Annotated in this window: 20 protein-coding genes; 18 read left to right on the forward strand and 2 right to left on the reverse strand. The window is 68.6% G+C overall.

Annotated elements, in window-relative coordinates:
* The first annotated feature begins 162 nt into the window (after positions 1 to 162).
* Genes lpxK through QWY84_RS12665 form a run of 3 tightly spaced genes read left to right on the forward strand, consistent with a single transcriptional unit; the run spans position 163 to position 2,440 of the window.
* Positions 163 to 1,179, forward strand: a complete 1,017-nt coding sequence (gene lpxK / locus QWY84_RS12655) for a tetraacyldisaccharide 4'-kinase (RefSeq protein ID WP_290203072.1) — start codon at positions 163 to 165, stop codon at positions 1,177 to 1,179.
* The gene (gene kdsB / locus QWY84_RS12660) at positions 1,176 to 1,952 is read left to right on the forward strand and encodes a 3-deoxy-manno-octulosonate cytidylyltransferase (RefSeq protein WP_290203073.1); all 777 of its coding nucleotides are present in this window, start codon (positions 1,176 to 1,178) and stop codon (positions 1,950 to 1,952) included. Before lpxK ends, kdsB begins: the two co-directional genes overlap by 4 nt.
* On the forward strand, positions 1,949 to 2,440 hold the full coding sequence (locus QWY84_RS12665; protein ID WP_290203074.1) for a low molecular weight protein-tyrosine-phosphatase: 492 nt from the start codon (positions 1,949 to 1,951) through the stop codon (positions 2,438 to 2,440). Before kdsB ends, QWY84_RS12665 begins: the two co-directional genes overlap by 4 nt.
* 67 nt (positions 2,441 to 2,507) lie before the next feature.
* Here QWY84_RS12665 and rne read toward each other — a convergent pair whose 3' ends face one another.
* Complete coding sequence (gene rne / locus QWY84_RS12670; protein ID WP_290203075.1) at positions 2,508 to 5,585, reverse strand: ribonuclease E; 3,078 nt, start codon at positions 5,583 to 5,585, stop codon at positions 2,508 to 2,510.
* Between the two features lie 403 nt (positions 5,586 to 5,988).
* On the opposite strand from rne, the gene QWY84_RS12675 reads away from it, so the two are divergent.
* Both QWY84_RS12675 and QWY84_RS12680 read left to right on the forward strand, forming a co-directional pair.
* Positions 5,989 to 6,978: an RluA family pseudouridine synthase gene (locus tag QWY84_RS12675; RefSeq protein WP_290203076.1), complete on the forward strand. Its 990-nt coding sequence runs from the start codon at positions 5,989 to 5,991 to the stop codon at positions 6,976 to 6,978.
* Positions 6,978 to 7,916 carry a S49 family peptidase gene (locus tag QWY84_RS12680; protein ID WP_290203077.1) on the forward strand — a complete coding sequence of 313 codons (939 nt, stop codon included), beginning with the start codon at positions 6,978 to 6,980 and terminating at the stop codon, positions 7,914 to 7,916. Before QWY84_RS12675 ends, QWY84_RS12680 begins: the two co-directional genes overlap by 1 nt.
* Before the next feature lie 33 nt (positions 7,917 to 7,949).
* Here the strand turns inward: QWY84_RS12680 and QWY84_RS12685 are convergent, their stop codons facing one another.
* Complete coding sequence (locus QWY84_RS12685) at positions 7,950 to 8,549, reverse strand: Maf family protein (protein WP_290203078.1); 600 nt, start codon at positions 8,547 to 8,549, stop codon at positions 7,950 to 7,952.
* Positions 8,550 to 8,725: 176 nt separating this feature from the next.
* Here QWY84_RS12685 and QWY84_RS12690 point away from each other — a divergent pair, with 176 nt between their 5' ends.
* The 13 genes from QWY84_RS12690 to QWY84_RS12750 all read left to right on the forward strand — a co-directional run bounded on the left by QWY84_RS12690 (position 8,726) and on the right by QWY84_RS12750 (position 18,898).
* The gene (locus tag QWY84_RS12690) at positions 8,726 to 9,307 is read left to right on the forward strand and encodes a YceD family protein (protein WP_290203079.1); all 582 of its coding nucleotides are present in this window, start codon (positions 8,726 to 8,728) and stop codon (positions 9,305 to 9,307) included.
* A gap of 12 nt (positions 9,308 to 9,319) precedes the next feature.
* A complete protein-coding gene (rpmF, locus tag QWY84_RS12695; RefSeq protein WP_290203080.1) occupies positions 9,320 to 9,505 on the forward strand; it encodes a 50S ribosomal protein L32 in 186 nt (61 codons plus the stop codon).
* Between the two features lie 92 nt (positions 9,506 to 9,597).
* On the forward strand, positions 9,598 to 10,626 hold the full coding sequence (gene plsX / locus QWY84_RS12700) for a phosphate acyltransferase PlsX (RefSeq protein ID WP_290203081.1): 1,029 nt from the start codon (positions 9,598 to 9,600) through the stop codon (positions 10,624 to 10,626).
* Positions 10,623 to 11,594, forward strand: coding sequence for a beta-ketoacyl-ACP synthase III (locus QWY84_RS12705; protein WP_290203082.1), 972 nt, complete (start codon positions 10,623 to 10,625; stop codon positions 11,592 to 11,594). Before plsX ends, QWY84_RS12705 begins: the two co-directional genes overlap by 4 nt.
* Before the next feature lie 28 nt (positions 11,595 to 11,622).
* Positions 11,623 to 12,549 carry an ACP S-malonyltransferase gene (gene fabD, locus QWY84_RS12710; RefSeq protein WP_290203083.1) on the forward strand — a complete coding sequence of 309 codons (927 nt, stop codon included), beginning with the start codon at positions 11,623 to 11,625 and terminating at the stop codon, positions 12,547 to 12,549.
* Between the two features lie 12 nt (positions 12,550 to 12,561).
* Positions 12,562 to 13,305, forward strand: coding sequence for a 3-oxoacyl-ACP reductase FabG (gene fabG, locus QWY84_RS12715; protein WP_290203084.1), 744 nt, complete (start codon positions 12,562 to 12,564; stop codon positions 13,303 to 13,305).
* 139 nt (positions 13,306 to 13,444) lie between these two features.
* Positions 13,445 to 13,684 (forward strand): acyl carrier protein, encoded by a 240-nt coding sequence (gene acpP / locus QWY84_RS12720; RefSeq protein WP_290203085.1) that lies wholly within the window; start codon positions 13,445 to 13,447, stop codon positions 13,682 to 13,684.
* 109 nt (positions 13,685 to 13,793) lie between these two features.
* Positions 13,794 to 15,035, forward strand: a complete 1,242-nt coding sequence (gene fabF / locus QWY84_RS12725; protein WP_290203086.1) for a beta-ketoacyl-ACP synthase II — start codon at positions 13,794 to 13,796, stop codon at positions 15,033 to 15,035.
* Positions 15,036 to 15,045: 10 nt separating this feature from the next.
* Positions 15,046 to 15,900, forward strand: coding sequence for an aminodeoxychorismate lyase (pabC, locus tag QWY84_RS12730; RefSeq protein ID WP_290203087.1), 855 nt, complete (start codon positions 15,046 to 15,048; stop codon positions 15,898 to 15,900).
* The gene (mltG, locus tag QWY84_RS12735) at positions 15,897 to 16,916 is read left to right on the forward strand and encodes an endolytic transglycosylase MltG (protein ID WP_290203088.1); all 1,020 of its coding nucleotides are present in this window, start codon (positions 15,897 to 15,899) and stop codon (positions 16,914 to 16,916) included. The genes pabC and mltG overlap by 4 nt, the downstream gene beginning before the upstream one ends.
* Positions 16,916 to 17,557, forward strand: a complete 642-nt coding sequence (gene tmk, locus QWY84_RS12740; protein WP_290203089.1) for a dTMP kinase — start codon at positions 16,916 to 16,918, stop codon at positions 17,555 to 17,557. The genes mltG and tmk overlap by 1 nt, the downstream gene beginning before the upstream one ends.
* Positions 17,554 to 18,543 (forward strand): DNA polymerase III subunit delta', encoded by a 990-nt coding sequence (locus tag QWY84_RS12745; protein WP_290203090.1) that lies wholly within the window; start codon positions 17,554 to 17,556, stop codon positions 18,541 to 18,543. Before tmk ends, QWY84_RS12745 begins: the two co-directional genes overlap by 4 nt.
* Entirely contained in the window at positions 18,536 to 18,898 is a 363-nt protein-coding gene (locus tag QWY84_RS12750; protein WP_290203091.1) for a PilZ domain-containing protein, read from the forward strand. Before QWY84_RS12745 ends, QWY84_RS12750 begins: the two co-directional genes overlap by 8 nt.

Genomic DNA, 18,898 nt, shown 5'->3' on the forward strand with positions numbered 1-18,898 from the left:
GGCGGAAGCCGCGCCGGGGCGGGCGTCAGCGCAACGACAACCACGCCAGCCGGCAGCTGCCGGGGAGAATCGAGTGTCCTGTAATCCAAGTCCGTTGCATTTTGAGCGTCTGTGCGGCGCCAGGGCGAAGCAGCACGACGCCGTTGCGGCCGGAGGCCCGCGATGACCGGATTTCCCGAGTTCTGGCTCAAGAACACCTCCCGCTCGCTGCTTCTTCTGCCGGCCTCGTGGTTCTACCGGATGGTCACCTCGGGACGGCGACTGGCCTATCGCTTCGGGCTTCTGCGCCGGGAGCGGGTCGCCGCGCCGGTGCTGGTGATCGGCAACATCTTCGTCGGCGGCACGGGCAAGACGCCGCTGGTGCTGTGGATGGCCCGCTATCTGCGCTCCATCGGCCGGCGCCCCGGGATCATCACGCGCGGCTACGGCGGGCAGTCCAAGGAGTGGCCGCAGCGGGTCGGCCCGGACAGCGACCCCTACGACGTCGGCGACGAGCCGGTGCTGCTCGCCCAGCGGGGCGGTTGCCCGGTGGTCGCCGGGCCCGACCGGGTGGAGGCCGCGCGCACGCTGATCGATACCTACGGCTGCGATGTCGTGATCTCCGACGACGGGCTGCAGCACTACCGCCTGGCACGGGACCTGGAGATCGTGGTCATCGACGCCGCCCGGGGGCTGGGCAACGGCCACTGCCTGCCGGCCGGTCCCCTGCGCGAGCCCCGCAGCCGCCTGCGCGGCGTGGACCTCCTGGTTGCCAACGGCGGCCCGTCCTGGCTGACGCCGTACTATTTCACGCTCCGGATCACGCAGGCCGTGGGGATCGCGGACGATACGCAGCGGCGTCCGCTGACGGCCTTCGCCAACGAGCAGGCCCACGCCATCGCAGGCATCGGCAATCCGGACCGCTTCTTCGCCGCCCTCGCGCGGTACGGGATCGAGGCGATCCGGCATCCCTTCGCCGACCACTACCCGTTCGCGGCCAAGGACGTGAACTTCGACGATGAGCTGCCGGTACTGATGACCGAAAAGGACGCGGTGAAATGCCGTGCCTGCGCCGGCGACCGGCACTGGGCCGTCCCCGCCGAGACGGTATTGACCGCGGAAACGGAACGGGCGCTCAAGGCCCGGGTGCGGGGCGCCCTGGAACGCTTCGCCAGCGGCTCGGGGAGGCGCGGGCAATGAGCTTCCAGGTGGTGATCCCTGCGCGCTACGGCTCCACGCGGTTTCCCGGCAAGCCGCTGGCGGAGCTGCGCGGCTGGCCCATGATCCGGCATGTCGTCGAGCGCGCGCGGGAGAGCGGGGCGGAGCGGGTGCTGGTGGCCACCGACGACCGACGCATCCTGGAGCGGTGCACAGCCCTGGGGGTGGAGGCGGTCGCCACCCGCTCCGATCATCCTTCCGGCACCGATCGCCTCGCCGAGGTGGTCGCCACCCTCGGGCTTGCCGACGAGGCCATCGTGGTCAACGTCCAGGGGGACGAGCCGTTGATGCCCCCGGCGTTCATCCGGCAGGTGGCCGAGGAGCTGGAAGCCAGGCCGGACGTGCCGGTGGCGACGCTGGTGACGCCGCTGACGTCCACCGACGAGCTTCACGATCCCAATGTGGTCAAGGCGGTACGCTCGGCGCAGGGGCAGGCGCTGTACTTCAGCCGCGCCCCGATTCCGTGGGATCGCAACCACAACGGGATCCCGGAGCCCGCGGCCCTCGGGTCATGGTGGCGCCACCTCGGCATCTACGCCTACCGTGCCGGCTTCCTGCGGGCGTACCCGGAGCTCCCGGTGGCGCCCATCGAGCAGGTCGAGTCCCTGGAGCAGCTGCGGGTGCTCTGGCATGGCCTGGCGATCCACGCCGGGGAGGTGTCGGGCGATACCGGGCCGGGGGTCGACACCCCGGCCGATCTCGACAAGGTCGCGGCTCATCTCGAGCAGCGGTCGAAGAGGGGAGAAGCGGATTGAGCGATCACGACATGGTCCGGGTTCTGTTTGTCTGCATGGGCAACATCTGTCGTTCACCCACGGCTGAAGGTGTCTTCCGTAACCTGCTGGAAGAAAAGAATCTTCATGCGGCGGTAGAGACGGATTCGGCGGGCACCCACGGCTTTCACGTGGGCAGGCCGCCGGATCAGCGTGCGCAGGAGGCAGCCCGGAAACGGGGCATCGATATCAGCGATCTGCGCGCCCGCCAGGTGAGCCTGAGTGATTTCGGCTACTTCGACTACCTGCTGGCCATGGACCGCGGCAATCTGGATATCCTTCTTGCCGAGGCACCGGCCGGACAGCGCGACAAGGTGCGCATGTTCCTGGAGTTCGCGCAGCGATCCGGGGAGGACGAGGTGCCGGACCCGTATTACGGCGGGGATCAGGGATTCGAGCGGGTCCTGGATCTGATCGAGGATGCCTCGCGCGGGTTCCTGCAGCACTTGCAGGCAACCCGCCTGGCCTGAGTCGTACCAACGCCCGCAGCCGGGGGTGCCGAACCCGCAGGAGGCCGCCCCGGCTCCGGGCCGTCATTCATTCCCGCCGGTGGTCGTGCGTCTCGGCGTTTGCGGAGCCGGAGACGGTATCATTCTCCGGCTCGGCGGAGTCATTGCCCTGGGCATCGGCTTCCGCAGCCGGCTCAGTAGTCGATTCCGCGGCCGTCGGCTCCTGTGGACGGGCCGGCTCATCGGCCGCCGCGGGCTCGCCGGCGGATCCTTCCTGCGCTGCGGGTGCATTCTGCTCCGCTGCCGGCTGACGGTGGACGCCGAACCCGGCGAAATCCGCCATGGTCACCCCGTAGGCATGGGTGTCACCGGTGACCGGCACCATTACCGAGGAGAAGATCGACAGGCCGGAGGATGCCGATGTGCGAGCGGGCTTGTCCGTCTCCTCGGCCGCTGGTTGCTGGCTTGTCTCCTCCGTGGCCGGCGCGGACGGCGTCGCCGGTTCCCGGTCCTTGGAGGGGATGCGCGGACGGCCGCTGCGCTGGCGCGGGTCCTCCTTGGCAGGGGATTCCTGGCCGGCGGTCGCGGGCGCCTCGGTCTGGTCGGCGACCTGCTCGTTCTCCCCGGCGGAGTCCGCCTCGCCCGTCGCCGCGGCGCCGGAGTCGTCCCGGACGGTGGCCGTGCCGGCCTCCTGTTCGCTGTCGTTGCCCTGCGCGCTCTTGCGGCGGCCGCGGCCGCCCCGTCGACGGGAACGGCTCTTCTGGGCTTCGGCGTTGTCGTCCGCAGAATCCGTGCCGGCATCTGCTGCGGATTCACGGGATGAAGGCTCCGGCGCTGCCTCCGCCGCCTGCTCCCCGGTCGTCGCCGCGGGCTGCGTCGGCTGCGTGGGCTCCGAGGCTGGGGCGGCCTCTTGTTGGGCCGCTTGCGGCTGGCCGCTGTCCGTTTCCGAGCCGGCCTGGGAACCGCTGTCCGTCGACTGATTCTCCGCCTCCGGGCCGGAAGCGTTGCGGCGGCGGCGACGACCACCACGGCGGCCGCGCCGGCTCCGGCCGGAGCGCGCCTGCTCGTCGGCGGAGCTGCTGCCGCCGGAATCCGACTCCGTCTTGCTCGCAGCCTTCGCCGGCGCCGTCTCGGCTGGGGCCTCGGAGGCCGGGGCCTGTTTTCCGGAGGCCTTGCGGTCCCCGGCTTCCGGAGAGGAAGCGCCGGCCTTGCCGGTTTGCTGTCCGGAACCCTCAGCGCTGCTCTTGCCGCGCGAACCACCGCTGCCCCCGCGCCGGTTGCGGCTGCTGCCGCGCTCGCTGCGACGGGACTGGTCACTGGATTGCTGGCCACGCTGCTGGCCGCGGGAGCGGTTGTCTGCCGTCTGCGATGCGCTGTCACCGCTGCTGGCGGCGCTGTCGCGCTCGGCCGTGGTGCCCGCGGTCGTGGCGCTGTCACCGCTGAACACCGCGCTCAGCCACCGGAAGACACCGGCCAGGCCGGCCGCGCGCTCGCTGGCGGACTGCTGGCTGCCGGCGGTCTCCGGCTCGGCTGCCGCGGGCTCTTCCGCGACCGGGGCCGGCGGTGCCTTGGGTGACATGGCCTGGACCGCGGGCTCCTCGGAGCGGCGCTTGTCCTGGGCGCCGGCGGGAACGGCCGTTTCCTTCTCCGGCATGGCCAGCCGGTAGCTCGACCCTTCGGCGGAGTTGTCGTCGCCGCGAATCCGCTCCACGGAATAGTGGGGCGTCTCCAGGCTGCGGTTGGGCACCAGGATGGTATGCACTCCGTGGCGCGCCTCGATGAGCCCGATGGCGTCGCGCTTCTCGTTGAGGAGATAGGTGGCGACATCCACGGGCAGCTGGGCGAGGACCTTGGCGGTCTTGTCCTTCATCGCCTCTTCCTCGATGAGGCGAAGGATGGACAGCGACAGCGACTCGACGCTGCGCACGGTGCCCTGGCCGTTGCACCGGGCGCAGACTTCCTGGCTCGTCTCGCCCAGGGAGGTGCGCAGGCGCTGGCGCGACATCTCCAGCAGGCCGAAGCGGGAGATGCGGCCCACCTGAACGCGGGCGCGGTCCATCTTCACTGCTTCCCGCAGCCGCTGCTCCACGTCCCGCTGGTTGCGGTTGGGGCCCATGTCGATGAAATCGATGACGATGAGCCCGCCCAGGTCGCGGATACGCAGCTGGCGGGCGATCTCGTCGGCCGCCTCGAGGTTGGTGTTGAGCGCCGTCTCCTCGATATCGCTGCCCTTGGTGGCGCGGGCGGAGTTGATATCGATGGAGATCAGCGCTTCGGTGTGATCGATGACGATGGCGCCGCCGGAGGGCAGCTGCACCTGCCGCTCGAACGCCGATTCGATCTGGCTCTCGATCTGGTAGCGCGTGAACAGCGGCACGCTGTCCTCGTAGCGCTTGAGGCGGGCGCTGAACTGCGGCATGACCTGCTGGACGAAATCCCGGGCCGTGGCGTAGACCTCGGGGTCATCGATGAGGATCTCGCCGGTGTCCTGCCGCAGGTAGTCCCGCAGCGCCCGGATGATGACGTTGCTTTCCTGGTAGATGAGAAACGGCGCGGGCCGCTCGTCGGCGGCGCCCTTGATCATGTCCCAGAGCTGGAGCAGGTAGTTCAGGTCCCACTGCAGCTCTTCGATGTTGCGCCCGACGCCGGCGGTGCGCACGATCAGCCCCATGCCTTCCGGCGTTTCCAGCTGGCGCAGGGCATCGCGGATCTCGTCGCGGTCGTCGCCCTCGATGCGGCGCGAAACGCCGCCGGCCCGGGGGTTGTTGGGCATGAGAACGAGGTATCGACCGGCCAGGCTGACGTAGGTGGTCAGCGCCGCGCCCTTGGTGCCGCGCTCCTCCTTGTCCACCTGGACGACGACTTCCTGGCCTTCCTTGATGACGTCCTTGATGCTGACGCGGCCGCCGTTGCCGTTACCGCCGTCGTTGCGGTAGTAGCTGCGGGCGATCTCCTTGAAAGGCAGGAACCCGTGGCGCTCGGAGCCGTACTGCACGAACGCCGCCTCGAGGCTCGGCTCGACACGGGTGATCTTTCCCTTGTAGATATTGGACTTCTTCTGCTCCCGGGCCGGGGTCTCAATATCCAGGTCGTAAAGCTTCTGTCCATCCACCATCGCCACCCGGAGCTCTTCGGGCTGGGTGGCATTGATCAGCATTCTCTTCATACGGCGCGAATCTCCGGCGCTCGACCATGGCCCTGGGCTGGTGCACGCTTTTGGTCACGATGCGACGGTGCGCGGCACCTGCGGTGTGCGCGCACGAACGGGTCGGCTCCGGAAAGAGCAGCGCGACAAGGCGCAAGATGACCATGTTCTGCGTCAACAGTCGGAGTGAAGCCATGGGAGCGGTTCTCTGTGGGCGGACCCGACACGGGCCTCGCCATGAAACCAGCAAATAACGGGCATCCGCTGCCGCGGGTGCCCGGAAACCTTTCGGTCATCCCTTTCAGGGGTGTTTCGCGTTGATTACAGTCCCTGAAAGTCGCCCAAATATAGCAGTGTCGGGGAGCTGCATCAAACGGGGGTTCGGGCGATACTATGGGGCCCGAGTCCAACAGGGTGCAGCTCGATGGGGGAAGATTCCGGCAACGGTGGCCGCTCCGGCGTGCGCCACGTGGATGTCGATCGCGATTCGGCCGGCCAGCGCATCGACAATTTCCTGGCGCGCGAGCTGCGCGGCGTGCCCCGGGCCCGGGTCCACCGGCTCCTGCGGCGCGGCGAGGTCCGTGTCAACGGCGGCCGGGTGCGTTCGGGCACGCGGCTGTCCGCCGGCGACCGGGTGCGCATTCCCCCGGTCAGCACGGACCAGCCGAGCGGGCAGGCGGAAACGGCGGCGCCGGAGAAGCTGCTGCAGCAGCTCGATGCCGCGATCCTGCACGAGGACAAGCGCCTGCTGGTCCTCAACAAGCCCTCCGGGATCGCGGTCCACGGCGGCAGCGGCATCCGCTGGGGTGTCATCGAATTGCTGCGCGCCCGCCGGCCGGAGGCGCCGTTCCTGGAGCTCGTGCATCGGCTTGATCGCGAGACCAGCGGCTGCCTGCTGGTGGCCAAGCGGCGCAGCGAACTCCGGCGCCTGCACGCGGTCATTCGCGACGGGGGGCTGGACAAGCGCTATCTCGCCCTGGTGCAGGGCCGGCTGCCCCGGCATCCGTTACCGGTGGAGGCAGCCCTGGACCGCAATGCCCGCCGGCAGGGAGAGCGGACGGTGCAGGTCAACAGCAAGGGGCAGTACGCCCGGACCGTGTTCCGGCGATCGGAGGTCTACCAGGGCGCTACTCTGGCGGATGTCTCCGTGGCCACGGGGCGCACCCACCAGATCCGGGTGCACGCGGCCCATGCCGGCCACCCCCTCGCCGGCGATGATCGCTACGGCGACGACGAGTGGAATCGCGCGCTGCGGTCCCAGGGGCTCCGGCGGCTGTTCCTGCATGCCAGCAGCCTGCAATGGCGGGACCCGGATTCCGGCCAGGAGCTCGTGTACCATGCGGCGCTGCCGGAGGATCTCGGGCGGGTGCTCGCCCGGCTGGCGCAGGTCAAGCAAAAGGGAGTGGAAGGGTGATGCAGGACGATCGATGGGAACGTGACGCACTTCGGGAAGTCGCGCTGGAGGGCATCCGCGAGCGCCGGCGCACGCGCCGGTGGGGCATCGTCTTCAAGTCGTTGTTCCTGGCCTATCTCGTGTTTGTCCTGGTTCTCGCCATGGACTGGTTTCCCGGCACCTCGGAAACGGTGGAAGGCCCCCACGCGGCGCTGGTCGAGGTCGACGGGGCGATCATGCCGGGCGGGCAGAACGACGCGGAAACCGTCAATCGGGCGCTGCGCCGGGCATTCGAGAACAGCGGCGTGCGCGGCGTGATCGTGGAGGTCAACAGCCCGGGGGGCAGCCCGGTGCAGGCCAGCCGGATCAACGAGGAGATCCGCAGGCTCAAGCAGCAGTACCCGGAGACGCCGCTGTACGTCGTCGCCGGGGACATGTTCACGTCCGGGGCCTATTACCTGGCCGTGTCCGCCGACCGGATCTACGTCGACCGCGCCACCCTGGTCGGGTCCATCGGCGTGCTGATGAACGGCTTCGGATTCCACGAGGCCATGGAGCGCCTGGGCATCGAGCGCCGGCTGTATACGGCGGGAGAGAACAAGGCGTTCATGGATCCGTTCTCGGAAGAGGACCCCGAGGACGTGGAGCGCATCAAGGCCCTGCTCGACGATATCCACGGGCAGTTCATCAACGCCGTCCAGCAGGGGCGGGGCGATAAGCTGGCCGACAACGACGAGCTGTTCTCCGGCCGGGTATGGACCGGGGCCCGCAGCATCGAGCTGGGCCTGGCCGACGAGATCGGCACGACCCAGCACGTCGTGCGCGATGTCATCGGCGTCCAGGAGACGCGTGACTATACGATCCGGCCGAGCCTGCTGGAGCGCTTCGGTCGCGGTATCGGAACGGCGGTGGGCGAGACCTTCGCCCGCGAGCTCTTCGGGCCCGGGCAGCTGCGGTAGGGCCCGTGCGAGGAGCCCCTGCCACGGAGCGGATCACGGCACCTCGACGCCTTCCGCCGCCAGCATGCTGACCAGGCGAATCAGCGGCAGCCCCACCAGCGCGGTGGGGTCGCCGCCCTCGATGCGCTCGAACAGGCTGATGCCCAGCCCCTCGGCATGGAAGCTGCCGGCGGAGTCGTAGGCGGGCTCGCGGGCCAGATACCGCTCCACCAGGCCTTCGTTCAGGCGCCGGAAGCGTACGCGCACGGGGACGACGTCGACCTGGGCGGCGCCGGTGGCGGTATTGGCGACACACAGCCCGGTGACGAACGTAACGGTACTCCCGGATGCCTCCAGCAGCTGGGAGACGGCTTCCCGGTGGGAGGCGGGCTTGCCCAGGATCCTGTCGCCCAGAACGCAGGCCTGGTCGGAGCCGATGACGAGGCTGTCCGGGTGACGCGCCGACACGGCCCGCGCCTTGACGTCAGCGAGCCGCGTGACATAGCGGTCGGCCGTCTCTTCCGGCGCGCGGCTCTCGTCGACGTCCGGCGGGTCGACACGGAATTCCGCGAACAGCCGGCGCAGGAGGGTGGCCCGGTGCGGGGAGCCGGAAGCCAGCACGAGCTGCGGATGGGTCATGGTCCTGTCTTCCATTCACGAATCGTCCCTGGGCAGGCGTGGGTTACCGGTCGCGCGGCGCGGTCCGGCGCGGGCGCCCTCCGCGAGTGCGTGCCGTGCAGCCGCGACAGACGTCGGCTGCGGCCGCCTCGGTGTCATTGTGGCGATTGGAGCGTTGCCCGGCATCCGGCGTCAAGTCCGGAGAAGCGCCCTTGCAGCGCTTTGACAGCCTGTCGGGACGGGGATACCATGCGCGGCTTATGGTTGGCGGGCCCTTGATCGAGCCCGTGGATCCGGCGGTGCTCGCCCGGCAGGGCAAGCGGATATCCACGGTGGTAGCACTGGCATCGCTGGAGCGTCTCCTGGGCCTGCTCGCGGATGATCGCGGGGAGGTCGAGGTGGAGCTGACGTTCCGCGAGGATCGGGGGCGGCGTGCCGTCATAACCGGGACGGTACGCGCCGCGGTCACCGTGGTCTGCCAGCGTTGCCTCGAGCCGATGGTTCTCGAGCTCGAACCGCAGGTCAATGCCGCGATTCTCGAACGGGAAGACGAGGCGGACGACCTGCCGGACGAGCTGGATCCGGTGGTCTGCAGCAGCGGCGAGCTGGTGCTGGCCGAGCTGGTCCAGGATGAACTGATTCTGGCGCTGCCGGTGATCGCGCGCCACGAGAACGACCCCGTCTGTCGTCCGCTGACGGCCGAGGAGCCGGGGGGTGACGGAGCACGGCGGGACAACCCGTTTGCGGCTCTGACTGCGCTCAAGGGGCGGGTCGGGCAGGATGATTCCAGTTAAGGAGTAATAGTCATGGCGGTTCAGCAGAATCGGAAAAGCCGTTCCAAGCGGGGCATGCGTCGCGCCCACGACGGGCTCAAGGGCCCGACGCTGTCGGTGGAGCCGACCACCGGGGAGACGCACCGGCGGCACCACGTCAGCCCCGAGGGCTACTACCGTGGCCGCAAGGTCATGGATACCGATACCGATAACGAATAAGACCCGGTCGCGGGCCCTCCGCCCGATCTGGCGGCGGGCGGGGCACGCCCGCCCGCGACCTACGCCCCCGGCCACAGGAAGCACACGGGCACATGGCTCAAGCCGTCACGATTGCACTGGATGCCATGGGCGGCGACCACGGTCCCGACGTGGTCGTGCCCGCAGCATTGCACGTGCTGCGCAAGCACGAGCATGTCCGGCTGGCACTCGTCGGTAACGAGGAGGCCATCGGCCGGCAGCTGAAAAGGGTCTCCGGAGAGCTCGCCGAGCGCATCTCGGTGGTGCCCGCAAGCCAGACCGTCGGCATGGACGAAGCGCCGTCCCAGGCGCTGCGCCTGAAGAAGGACTCGTCCATGCGCGTGGCCATCAACCAGGTCAAGGAGGGCGCGGCGGATGCGGCCGTTTCCGCCGGCAACACCGGCGCGCTCATGGCCACGGCACGCTACGTTCTCAAGACGCTGCCCGGCATCGATCGTCCCGCCATCTGCACGACGCTGCCCAGCATCGGCGGATTCTGCCGCATGCTCGATCTGGGAGCGAACGTCGACTGCACCGCCGAGCACCTGTTCCAGTTCGGTGTCATGGGATCGGTGCTGGCCGAGGCCCTCGATCACATCGACCGTCCCCGGGTCGGGCTGCTCAACATCGGCGAGGAGGAGATCAAGGGCAACGACCAGGTCAAGCAGGCCGCCCAGATCCTGGCCGACAGCGGGCTGAACTACATCGGCTACGTGGAGGGCGACGACATCTTCCGCGGCACCGCCGATATCATTGTCTGCGACGGCTTCGTGGGCAACGTTGCCCTGAAGACCAGTGAAGGGGTCGCGTCCATCGTCACGCATTACATGGGCGAGGAGTTCCGGCGCAATCCTCTGAGCCGGCTGGCGGGGCTGTGTGCGCTTCCGGTGCTGCGGCGCTTCCGCGCCCGCATCGATCCGCGGCAATTCAATGGTGCAAGCCTGCTGGGCCTCCGTGGTATCGTCTTGAAGAGCCATGGTGGTGCGGATGTAACGGCGTTCGGGCATGCCATCGAAACCGCCATGATGGAAGTCGATGCCGGAGTCGCCGCGCTGATCGATGAGCGCCTGGATCAACTGCTCTCGGAAAGGCAGGACACGTGACGTACGCCAGAGTCAAGGGCACCGGAAGTTATCTCCCGGAACGCGTAATGACCAACGCGGAGCTCGAGCAGCTGGTCGACACCAGCGACCGCTGGATCCGCGAGCGCACCGGTATCTGCGAGCGCCGCATCGTCGCCGATGACCAGTCCTGCCGGGATCTGGCCATGATCGCCGCCTCCCGGGCGCTGGACGCGGCCGGGCTGCAGCCCGGCGACATCGATCTCATCATTCTCGGCACCTGTACCCCGGACCGCGTCTTCCCCAGTACCGCATGCCTGGTCCAGGCCGGGCTGGGCGTCAATCCCGGTGCCGTGGCGTTCGATGTCTCCGCGGCCTGCTCGGGATTCATCTACGCCCTGGACGTTGCCAACCGTTTCATTACCACGGGCGGGGCGCGCCGGGCCCTGGTAATCGGCTCGGAGACCATGAGCCGCATCATCGACTGGACCGACCGGGGAACCTGCGTCCTGTTCGGCGACGGCGCCGGCGCCCTGGTTCTGGAAGCCGACGACGAGACGGGCATTCTCTCCACCCACCTGCACGCCGACGGCGGCTGCGAGGATCTCCTCAACGTCCCCTGGGGCGTCTCCCAGGGATACGACGCCCTGAGCGGCAGCGCCGGCAAGCTCAAGATGCGGGGCAACGAGGTGTTCAAGGTCGCGGTCCGGACGCTGGGGCGTATCGTCGACGAGACCCTGGAAGCCAATGGCCTGGCGAAGTCCGACGTGGACTGGCTGATCCCCCACCAGGCGAATATCCGGATTATCCAGGCGACGGCCAAGAAGCTGGGACTGCCCATGGAACAGGTGGTGCAGACGGTCGCGGAGCACGGCAACACATCCGCCGCCTCCATCCCGCTGGCGTTCGATGTCGCCGTCCGTGACGGGCGCATCCGCCGCGGCGAGCTGCTCCTGCTGGAGGCGTTCGGTGGCGGCTTCACCTGGGGCTCGGCGCTGATCCGCTACTGAACAACAGCAGCCAGGAGAAACAGTCACGATGGCATACAAGGCATTCGTGTTCCCGGGCCAGGGCTCCCAGTCCGTGGGCATGCTCGACGATCTCGCGGCAGCCACGCCGGTCGTGGAGCAGACGTTTGCCGAGGCGTCGGATGCGCTCGGCGAGGATCTCTGGGCACTGGTGCGCGAGGGGCCCGAGCAGGAGCTCAACCGTACGGACCGCACCCAGCCCGCGATGCTGGCCGCCGGCGTCGCGGTCTGGCGCGCGCTCCGGGAGAAGGGCGCACCGACACCGTCGTACCTCGCCGGGCACAGCCTCGGCGAGTACAGCGCCCTGGTGTGTGCCGGCTCCCTGGAGTTCGCCGACGCCGTACGCCTGGTCGCCGACCGGGGCCGCTTCATGCAGGAGGCCGTGCCGCAGGGTGAGGGGGCCATGGCGGCGGTGCTGGGCCTGGACGACCAGCAGGTCGCCGACGTCTGTGCCGCAGCGGCCCAGGGCGATGTGGTGGAGCCGGTGAACTTCAACGCCCCCGGGCAGGTGGTCATCGCCGGTGCGACCGCGGCGGTGGAGCGGGCCATCGCCGGGGCCAAGCAGGCCGGCGCCAAGCGCGCCATGCCGCTGCCGGTGAGCGTGCCCGCGCACTGCGCGCTCATGGAGCCGGCGGCCGAGCGCCTGGCCGAGCGCCTGGCCGGCGTGGCGATCCGGGCACCGGGCGTTGCCGTCGTCCACAATGTCGATGTTGCGCTGTGTGACGACCCGGATGGTATCCGCGAGCGGCTGGTCCGCCAGGTGCACCGTCCGGTGCGCTGGGTGGAGACGGTCCGCTTCCTGGGCGAGCAGGGGGTGACGACGCTGGTGGAGTGCGGCCCGGGCAAGGTTCTCGCCGGGCTGACGCGCCGTATCGACAAGACGCTCGAGGGTCGGGCGGTCTATGATCCGGACACCCTGGCAGCGGTACTCGACTGAAGGACGAGCGAAATGAGCGAACAAGCACGAGTCGCCCTGGTAACCGGAGCCAGTCGCGGCATTGGCCGCGCCATCGCAGAGAGGCTGGCCGATGCCGGACATACCGTGATCGGCACGGCGACCTCGGAGCAGGGCGCCCGGGGGATCACAGAGTATCTCGGTGAGGCGGGCGCCGCGGGCCAGGGCATGGCCCTGGACGTGACCGACGGCGACAGCATCCGCACCGTGCTGGAGACCGTCGGCAACGAGTTCGGTGCGCCCGCGATCCTGGTCAACAATGCCGGCATTACCCGGGATAACCTGATGATGCGCATGAAGGACGACGAGTGGGACAGCATCATCGAGACCAACCTCAGCTCGATCTACCGCGTCACCAAGGGATGCCTGCGCGGCATGATGAAGGCGCGCTGGGGGCGCGTGATCAACATCTCGTCCGTGGTCGCCGCCACCGGCAATGCCGGCCAGGCGAACTATGCTGCCGCCAAGGCGGGCATCCAGGGCTACACGCGGTCGCTGGCGAGGGAAGTGGGCAGCCGCGGGGTGACGGTCAACGCGGTTGCGCCGGGGTTCATCGACACGGACATGACCCGCGCGCTGGGTGAAGAGCAGCGCCGGGAATTGACGCAGCAGATCCCCTTGGGCACATTAGGCCGCCCGGATCACATTGCCGCAATGGTGGCTTTCCTGGCCTCGGATGCCGGCGAGTACATCACCGGCCAGACGATCCACGTCAACGGCGGTATGTACATGAGTTGACCGGGGCGGACACCGCGCCAAGGCACAAGAACGATTTCAGTCACGCCGCCGGGGGCGGCAACTGTGGTAACAGCAATTTTCTTTGCATAGAATACGCCGGCATGCTGTCTGCACCGGCCTCAATCGGGAGTAAGGGTTTATGAGCAGTATCGAAGAGCGCGTCAAGAAGATCGTTGTCGAGCAGCTCGGAGTCAAGGATGAGGAAGTCACCTCCGAAGCGTCCTTCGTTGACGATCTTGGTGCCGACTCCCTCGACACCGTCGAGCTCGTGATGGCCCTGGAAGAGGAATTCGAGTGCGAGATTCCCGATGAAGAGGCCGAGAAGATCACGACGGTCCAGCAGGCGATCGACTACGTCGAGAACCACCTGGGCAAGTAAACGCTTCGACAACTCATGTGCGGAGCGATGCATGAAGGGTGTCGGGGGGCCGGCACCCTTCATGTGTTTGTTGGATGCTCCGCGAACCGGATGAAGCGAGGACAAGACCTTGAGCAAGCGGCGCGTCGTTGTCACGGGCTTGGGGATCGTCTCCCCCGTGGGCAACACCATCAAGGAAGCCTGGGACAATATCTGTGCCGGGCGCAGCGGTATTCGGCCGATTGATCGGTTTGATACCTCGCGATTCGCCACCCGCTTCGGCGGGACCATCGAAGGGTTCGACGCCAAGGATTACATCAATCCCAAGGAAGCCCGCAAGATGGACCCGTTCATCCACTACGGCATCGCGGCGGCGAACCAGGCGCTGAGTGAGTCCGGGCTGGAGATCACCGAAGACAATGCCGAGCGCATCGGCGTTGCCATCGGCTCCGGGATCGGCGGCATCAACTGGATCGAGAACGGGCACAAGGCCTATCTCGACGGTGGGCCGCGCAAGCTCTCGCCCTTTTTCATCCCCGGGGCGATCATCAACATGATCTCCGGGCACCTGTCGATCATCCACGGCATGAAGGGGCCGAACCTGTCCATCGTCACGGCCTGCACCACCGGTACCCACAACATCGGCGAATCCGCGCGCATCATCGCCTACGGCGACGCGGACGTCATGGTCGCCGGGGGCGCGGAGTTCTCCACCACTCCCACCGGGCTGGGCGGTTTCTCCGCGGCCAAGGCGCTGTCGAGCCGCAACGACGACCCCGAGGCGGCCAGCCGCCCCTGGGATCGCGGGCGTGACGGTTTCGTGCTCAGCGACGGCGCCGGCGTGCTGGTGCTGGAGGAGTACGAGCACGCCCGCCGGCGCGGGGCACCGATCTACGCCGAGGTCGCCGGCTACGGCATGAGCGGGGACGCCTACCACATGACGCAGCCGTCGGAAGGCGGCGAGGGCGCGGCCCGGTGCATGACCGCAGCACTGCGGGATGCCGGCGTGAACGCCGACGAGGTGGACTACATCAACGCCCACGGCACATCCACGCAGGTCGGGGATGTCGCGGAAACCAAGGCCATCAAGCGGCTCTTCGGCGACCATGCCCACAAGCTGGCGGTCAGCTCCACCAAGTCGATGACGGGCCACCTGCTGGGAGCGGCCGGAGGCGTCGAGGCGGTGTTCACGCTGCTGGCGATGCGGGATCGGGTCGCGCCGCCCACGATCAACCTCGATGATCCGGACGACGAGTGCGATCTCGACTACGTTCCGCACACGGCGCAGGAGCGCACGATTCGCGTCGCCCTGTCGAATTCCTTCGGGTTCGGGGGAACCAACGGTACGGTGCTGTTCCGCGCACCGGAGTGAGTACACGGCCATGTACCTGGTGGATGGTGCCGATCGGGACGAGCTGCCCGCCGATGATCGGGGGCTGCAGTTCGGCGACGGGCTGTTCGAGACCATCGCCGTCGTCGATGGCCGGCCCGTCCTGCTGGACAAGCACCTGGAGCGGCTCGGCCGGGGCACCACCGCTCTGGGGCTGCCGGCACCGGATACCGACCGCCTCGCCGCGGAAGCGCAGCAACTGGCGGAGACGGCGGGGCGCGGCATCCTGAAAGTCCTCTACACCGCCGGCTCCGGCGGGCGCGGCTACGCCCGGCCCGAGCCGGTCCAGCCGCGCCGCATCCTGTCCCTGCATGCCGACCCCCGGCATGCGAACGACCGCTGGAACAGCGGCATCCGCGTGGCCGTCTCCCGCGTGCGCCTGGCGCGTCAGCCCGCGCTCGCGGGCATCAAGCACCTCAACCGGCTCGAGCAGGTCCTTGCGCGCCGGCAGGTGGAACAGGCGGCTGTGGCCGAGGGACTGATGCGGGATCAGAACGGGCACTTCATCGAAGGAACCATGAGCAACCTGTTCCTGGTCATCGACGGCGAGGTCCGAACACCGTTCCTGGAGGCGTGCGGAGTGGCCGGCATCATGCGCGATGCGATCATGACGCATCTGACCGACCAGGGCTTCCAGGTCGGCGAGGAGCTGGTGGACGATGCGGACCTCGGCCGCGCCAGCGAGGTGTTCCTCTGCAACAGCATCAACGGGGTCTGGCCGGTGACCCACGTGGATGACGTGGCGGTCGGCTCCATCGGCCCGGTGAGCCGACGGCTGCAGCAGTGGATCGACCGGGAGCGGCTGGCATGCACGCCGGCCACCCGTGACGGGGAGGCCGCTCGGTGACGGGGCGGCGCCTGCTCGTGCGCGGATTGCTGGTGGCGGCGGTGGTGGTCCTGCTGGCAGCCGCGGCCCTGGCCGTGGATTATCAGCGCTGGTCCACGAGCGCCCTGCACACCCGGGATGCGCCGTATACGCTTACGCTGGAGAGTGGCCAGACCGTCCGCGCCGTCACCGACCAGCTCGACGACCACGGCATCCTGGATCGCCCGTTGTACCTGCGGCTGCATGCCCGCCTGTCCGGCAAGGCGCCGCGGCTGCAAAGCGGCGAGTACCGGATTCCCGCGGGCATGACCGCTCCCGGCCTGCTGAGCCGCATCGTCAAGGGCGACGTCATCCAGTACCGCTTCACCATCATCGAGGGCTGGACATTCCGGCAGCTCCGCGCTGCGCTGGAGGCGGATCCCCGGATCGTCAACGCCCTGGACGGCATGTCCGGCGACCAGGTCATGGCGGAGCTCGGCCGGCCCGACGAGCACCCGGAAGGCTGGTTCTACCCGGAGACCTACCACTACACGCGGGGTACGACGGACCGCGAAATCCTCGCGCGGGCGCACGAGAAGATGCGCCAGCACCTGGAGTCGGTCTGGGCCGACCGAAAGGAGGACCTGCCGCTGGCATCCGCGTACGAGGCATTGATCCTGGCCTCCATCATCGAGCGCGAGACCGGCGCGCCGGAGGAACGCCGCGAGATCGCCGGCGTTTTCATCCGGCGGCTGGAGCAGGGCATGAGGCTGCAGACCGATCCGACGGTGATCTACGGCATGGGCGATGAATACGAGGGCCGCATCCGCACGAGCGATCTGCGCGAGGATACGCCCTACAACACGTATACCCGCTCCGGCCTGCCACCGACCCCCATCGCCATGCCGGGCGGCGCCTCGCTGGAGGCAGCGGTGAATCCGGCTCCGGGTGACGCCATGTATTTCGTCTCGCGGGGTGACGGTACCCACGTTTTCTCGGAGACGCTGGAGGAGCACAATCAGGCGGTGCAGCGGTACATTCTCGATGGCGAGGACTAATGGCAGATAGGCCGGGGCTTTTCGTCACCCTGGAGGGGGTCGAGGGGGCGGGCAAGAGCACCGCCCTGACGGTGCTCGCCCGCCATCTGGAGCATCGCAACCAGCCGCCGGTGGTCACCCGGGAGCCCGGGGGCACGGAGCTGGGCGAGTCCATCCGCGCGCTGCTGCTGGCGCATTCGGAACCCGGCATGGGCGCCGATACGGAGGCCCTGCTGGCATTCGCGGCCCGGGCCGAGCACCTGCGCAGCGTCATCCGCCCCGCACTGGCCCGCGGCCAGTGCGTGCTGTGTGACCGGTTTACCGATGCCACCTACGCCTACCAGGGCAGCGGCCGGGGCCTGGGACATGACCGCATCGCCGTGCTCGAGGAATGGCTCCAGGGCGAATTCCGCCCGGATCTCACGCTGGTGCTGGATCTGCCGGTCAGCCAGGGGCGCCAGCGCGCCGGGCGGAGGAGCCAGCCGGACCGCTTCGAGCGCGAGCGCGACGAGTTCTTCCAGCGCGTGCGCGAGGGCTACCTGGAGCGGGCGCGCCACGAGCCGGAGCGAATGCAGGTCATCGACGCATCCCGGGACGAGGAAACGGTGGCGCGCGAGCTGGTCGCCGTCTTGGACCGCTGGCTGGATGGGCGGAGCGAATGACGGTGCCCGAGGAAGACCGCCTCTATCCCTGGTTCCGTGACACCTGGGATGCCCTGGTGCAACGGGTCCGGGACGACCGGGTTCCCCATGCGGTGCTGCTGACCGGGGCGCCGGGGCTGGGAAAGCGGGCCCTGGCCCGGCGGCTGGCGCATCTGCTTCTCTGCGAGGCGTCGGCCGAGCACGCTCCGTGCGGTACATGCCCGCGCTGCGGGCTCCTGCGCGCCGGCAGCCATCCGGATCTGCACACGCTGATGCCGGAAGACGGCAGTCGCGCCATCCGCGTCGATGCCGTGCGCGCGCTGGGGGCGAGCCTGGGGCTGAAAAGCCAGTACGGCGGATTCCGGGTCGCGATTGTGTCTCCGGCAGAGCGGATGAATACAAGTGCAGCCAATAGCTTATTGAAAACTCTTGAGGAACCGCCTCAAGGGACTGTGCTGCTTCTCGTCTCCGATCAACCGTCGCGGCTGCCGGCCACGATCCGGAGCCGCTGTCAGCTCGTGCCGCTGCAGGCACCATCCAGGGAGGCGGCCGCGGAGTGGCTGGAGGCCGAAGGCGCTGACCGGGAGGCGGTGGAGCTTCTGGCGGTCACCGGCAACGCGCCGCTGGCCGCCGTGAGGCTGCAGCAGGAAGGGGCGGGCAGCGCCCTGGGCACGCTGGTGGATCAGCTCGCGGGCGTGGCCCGGGGACAGATCACGCCGGTCCACGCCGCATCGCAGTGGCGCAAGGAGCAGGCGACGCTGGTCGTCGATCTGCTCATGGCGGTTGCCATGGATCTGGCGCGCACGCAGGGTGCCGGGGTCAAACCGAGAATCAGTCGACTGAATCAGCTGCCGCAGGGGCTAGACTGGGAAAAGCTGCACGGCTTCCTGGACGAGTTGCTGGAGCAGCGACGACTGGCGGATCATCCCCTGAACACGCAACTGGTCCTGGAGTCGTTGTTTATTCGCTGGAGCGATCTCTGCCCACGGGAGGGTATCCATGGCTGAACAAGCGGGCGGCCGCGGCGGGCGGCAGGGGATCCTGTCGCTGACCATCAAGGACAAGCACGCGCTGTATGCGGCGTACATGCCCCACGTGCGCAACGGTGGCCTGTTCGTGCCCACCACCAACAGCTACCGCCTCGGCGACGAGGTCTTCATGCTGCTCAGCCTCATGGAAGAGCCGGAGAAGCTCCCCATCGTGGGCCGGGTCGTGTGGATCACCCCGCAGGGGGCCCAGGGCAACCGCACCGCCGGCGTCGGGCTTCAGTTCAACGAGAAGGACGGCGGCCCGGCGCGCAACAAGATCGAGACCTACCTCGCCGGTGCCCTCGAGTCCGAGCGTCCGACCCATACCCTCTGA

The sequence above is a fragment of the Aquisalimonas lutea genome, assembly GCF_030409225.1.
Classification (GTDB): domain Bacteria; phylum Pseudomonadota; class Gammaproteobacteria; order Nitrococcales; family Aquisalimonadaceae; genus Aquisalimonas; species Aquisalimonas lutea.

Bases quoted from the DNA above. Each gene is read 5' to 3' on its own strand.
- pabC (WP_290203087.1), top strand. From the start codon at position 15,046: ATGTACCTGGTGGATGGTGCCGATCGGGACGAGCTGCCCGCCGATGAT.
- acpP (WP_290203085.1), top strand. From the start codon at position 13,445: ATGAGCAGTATCGAAGAGCGCGTCAAGAAGATCGTTGTCGAGCAGCTC.
- QWY84_RS12675 (WP_290203076.1), top strand. From the start codon at position 5,989: ATGGGGGAAGATTCCGGCAACGGTGGCCGCTCCGGCGTGCGCCACGTG.
- QWY84_RS12680 (WP_290203077.1), top strand. From the start codon at position 6,978: ATGCAGGACGATCGATGGGAACGTGACGCACTTCGGGAAGTCGCGCTG.
- rne (WP_290203075.1), bottom strand. From the start codon at position 5,585: ATGAAGAGAATGCTGATCAATGCCACCCAGCCCGAAGAGCTCCGGGTG.
- QWY84_RS12745 (WP_290203090.1), top strand. From the start codon at position 17,554: ATGACGGTGCCCGAGGAAGACCGCCTCTATCCCTGGTTCCGTGACACC.
- fabD (WP_290203083.1), top strand. From the start codon at position 11,623: ATGGCATACAAGGCATTCGTGTTCCCGGGCCAGGGCTCCCAGTCCGTG.
- fabG (WP_290203084.1), top strand. From the start codon at position 12,562: ATGAGCGAACAAGCACGAGTCGCCCTGGTAACCGGAGCCAGTCGCGGC.
- tmk (WP_290203089.1), top strand. From the start codon at position 16,916: ATGGCAGATAGGCCGGGGCTTTTCGTCACCCTGGAGGGGGTCGAGGGG.
- QWY84_RS12685 (WP_290203078.1), bottom strand. From the start codon at position 8,549: ATGGAAGACAGGACCATGACCCATCCGCAGCTCGTGCTGGCTTCCGGC.
- kdsB (WP_290203073.1), top strand. From the start codon at position 1,176: ATGAGCTTCCAGGTGGTGATCCCTGCGCGCTACGGCTCCACGCGGTTT.
- rpmF (WP_290203080.1), top strand. From the start codon at position 9,320: ATGGCGGTTCAGCAGAATCGGAAAAGCCGTTCCAAGCGGGGCATGCGT.
- QWY84_RS12750 (WP_290203091.1), top strand. From the start codon at position 18,536: ATGGCTGAACAAGCGGGCGGCCGCGGCGGGCGGCAGGGGATCCTGTCG.
- plsX (WP_290203081.1), top strand. From the start codon at position 9,598: ATGGCTCAAGCCGTCACGATTGCACTGGATGCCATGGGCGGCGACCAC.
- lpxK (WP_290203072.1), top strand. From the start codon at position 163: ATGACCGGATTTCCCGAGTTCTGGCTCAAGAACACCTCCCGCTCGCTG.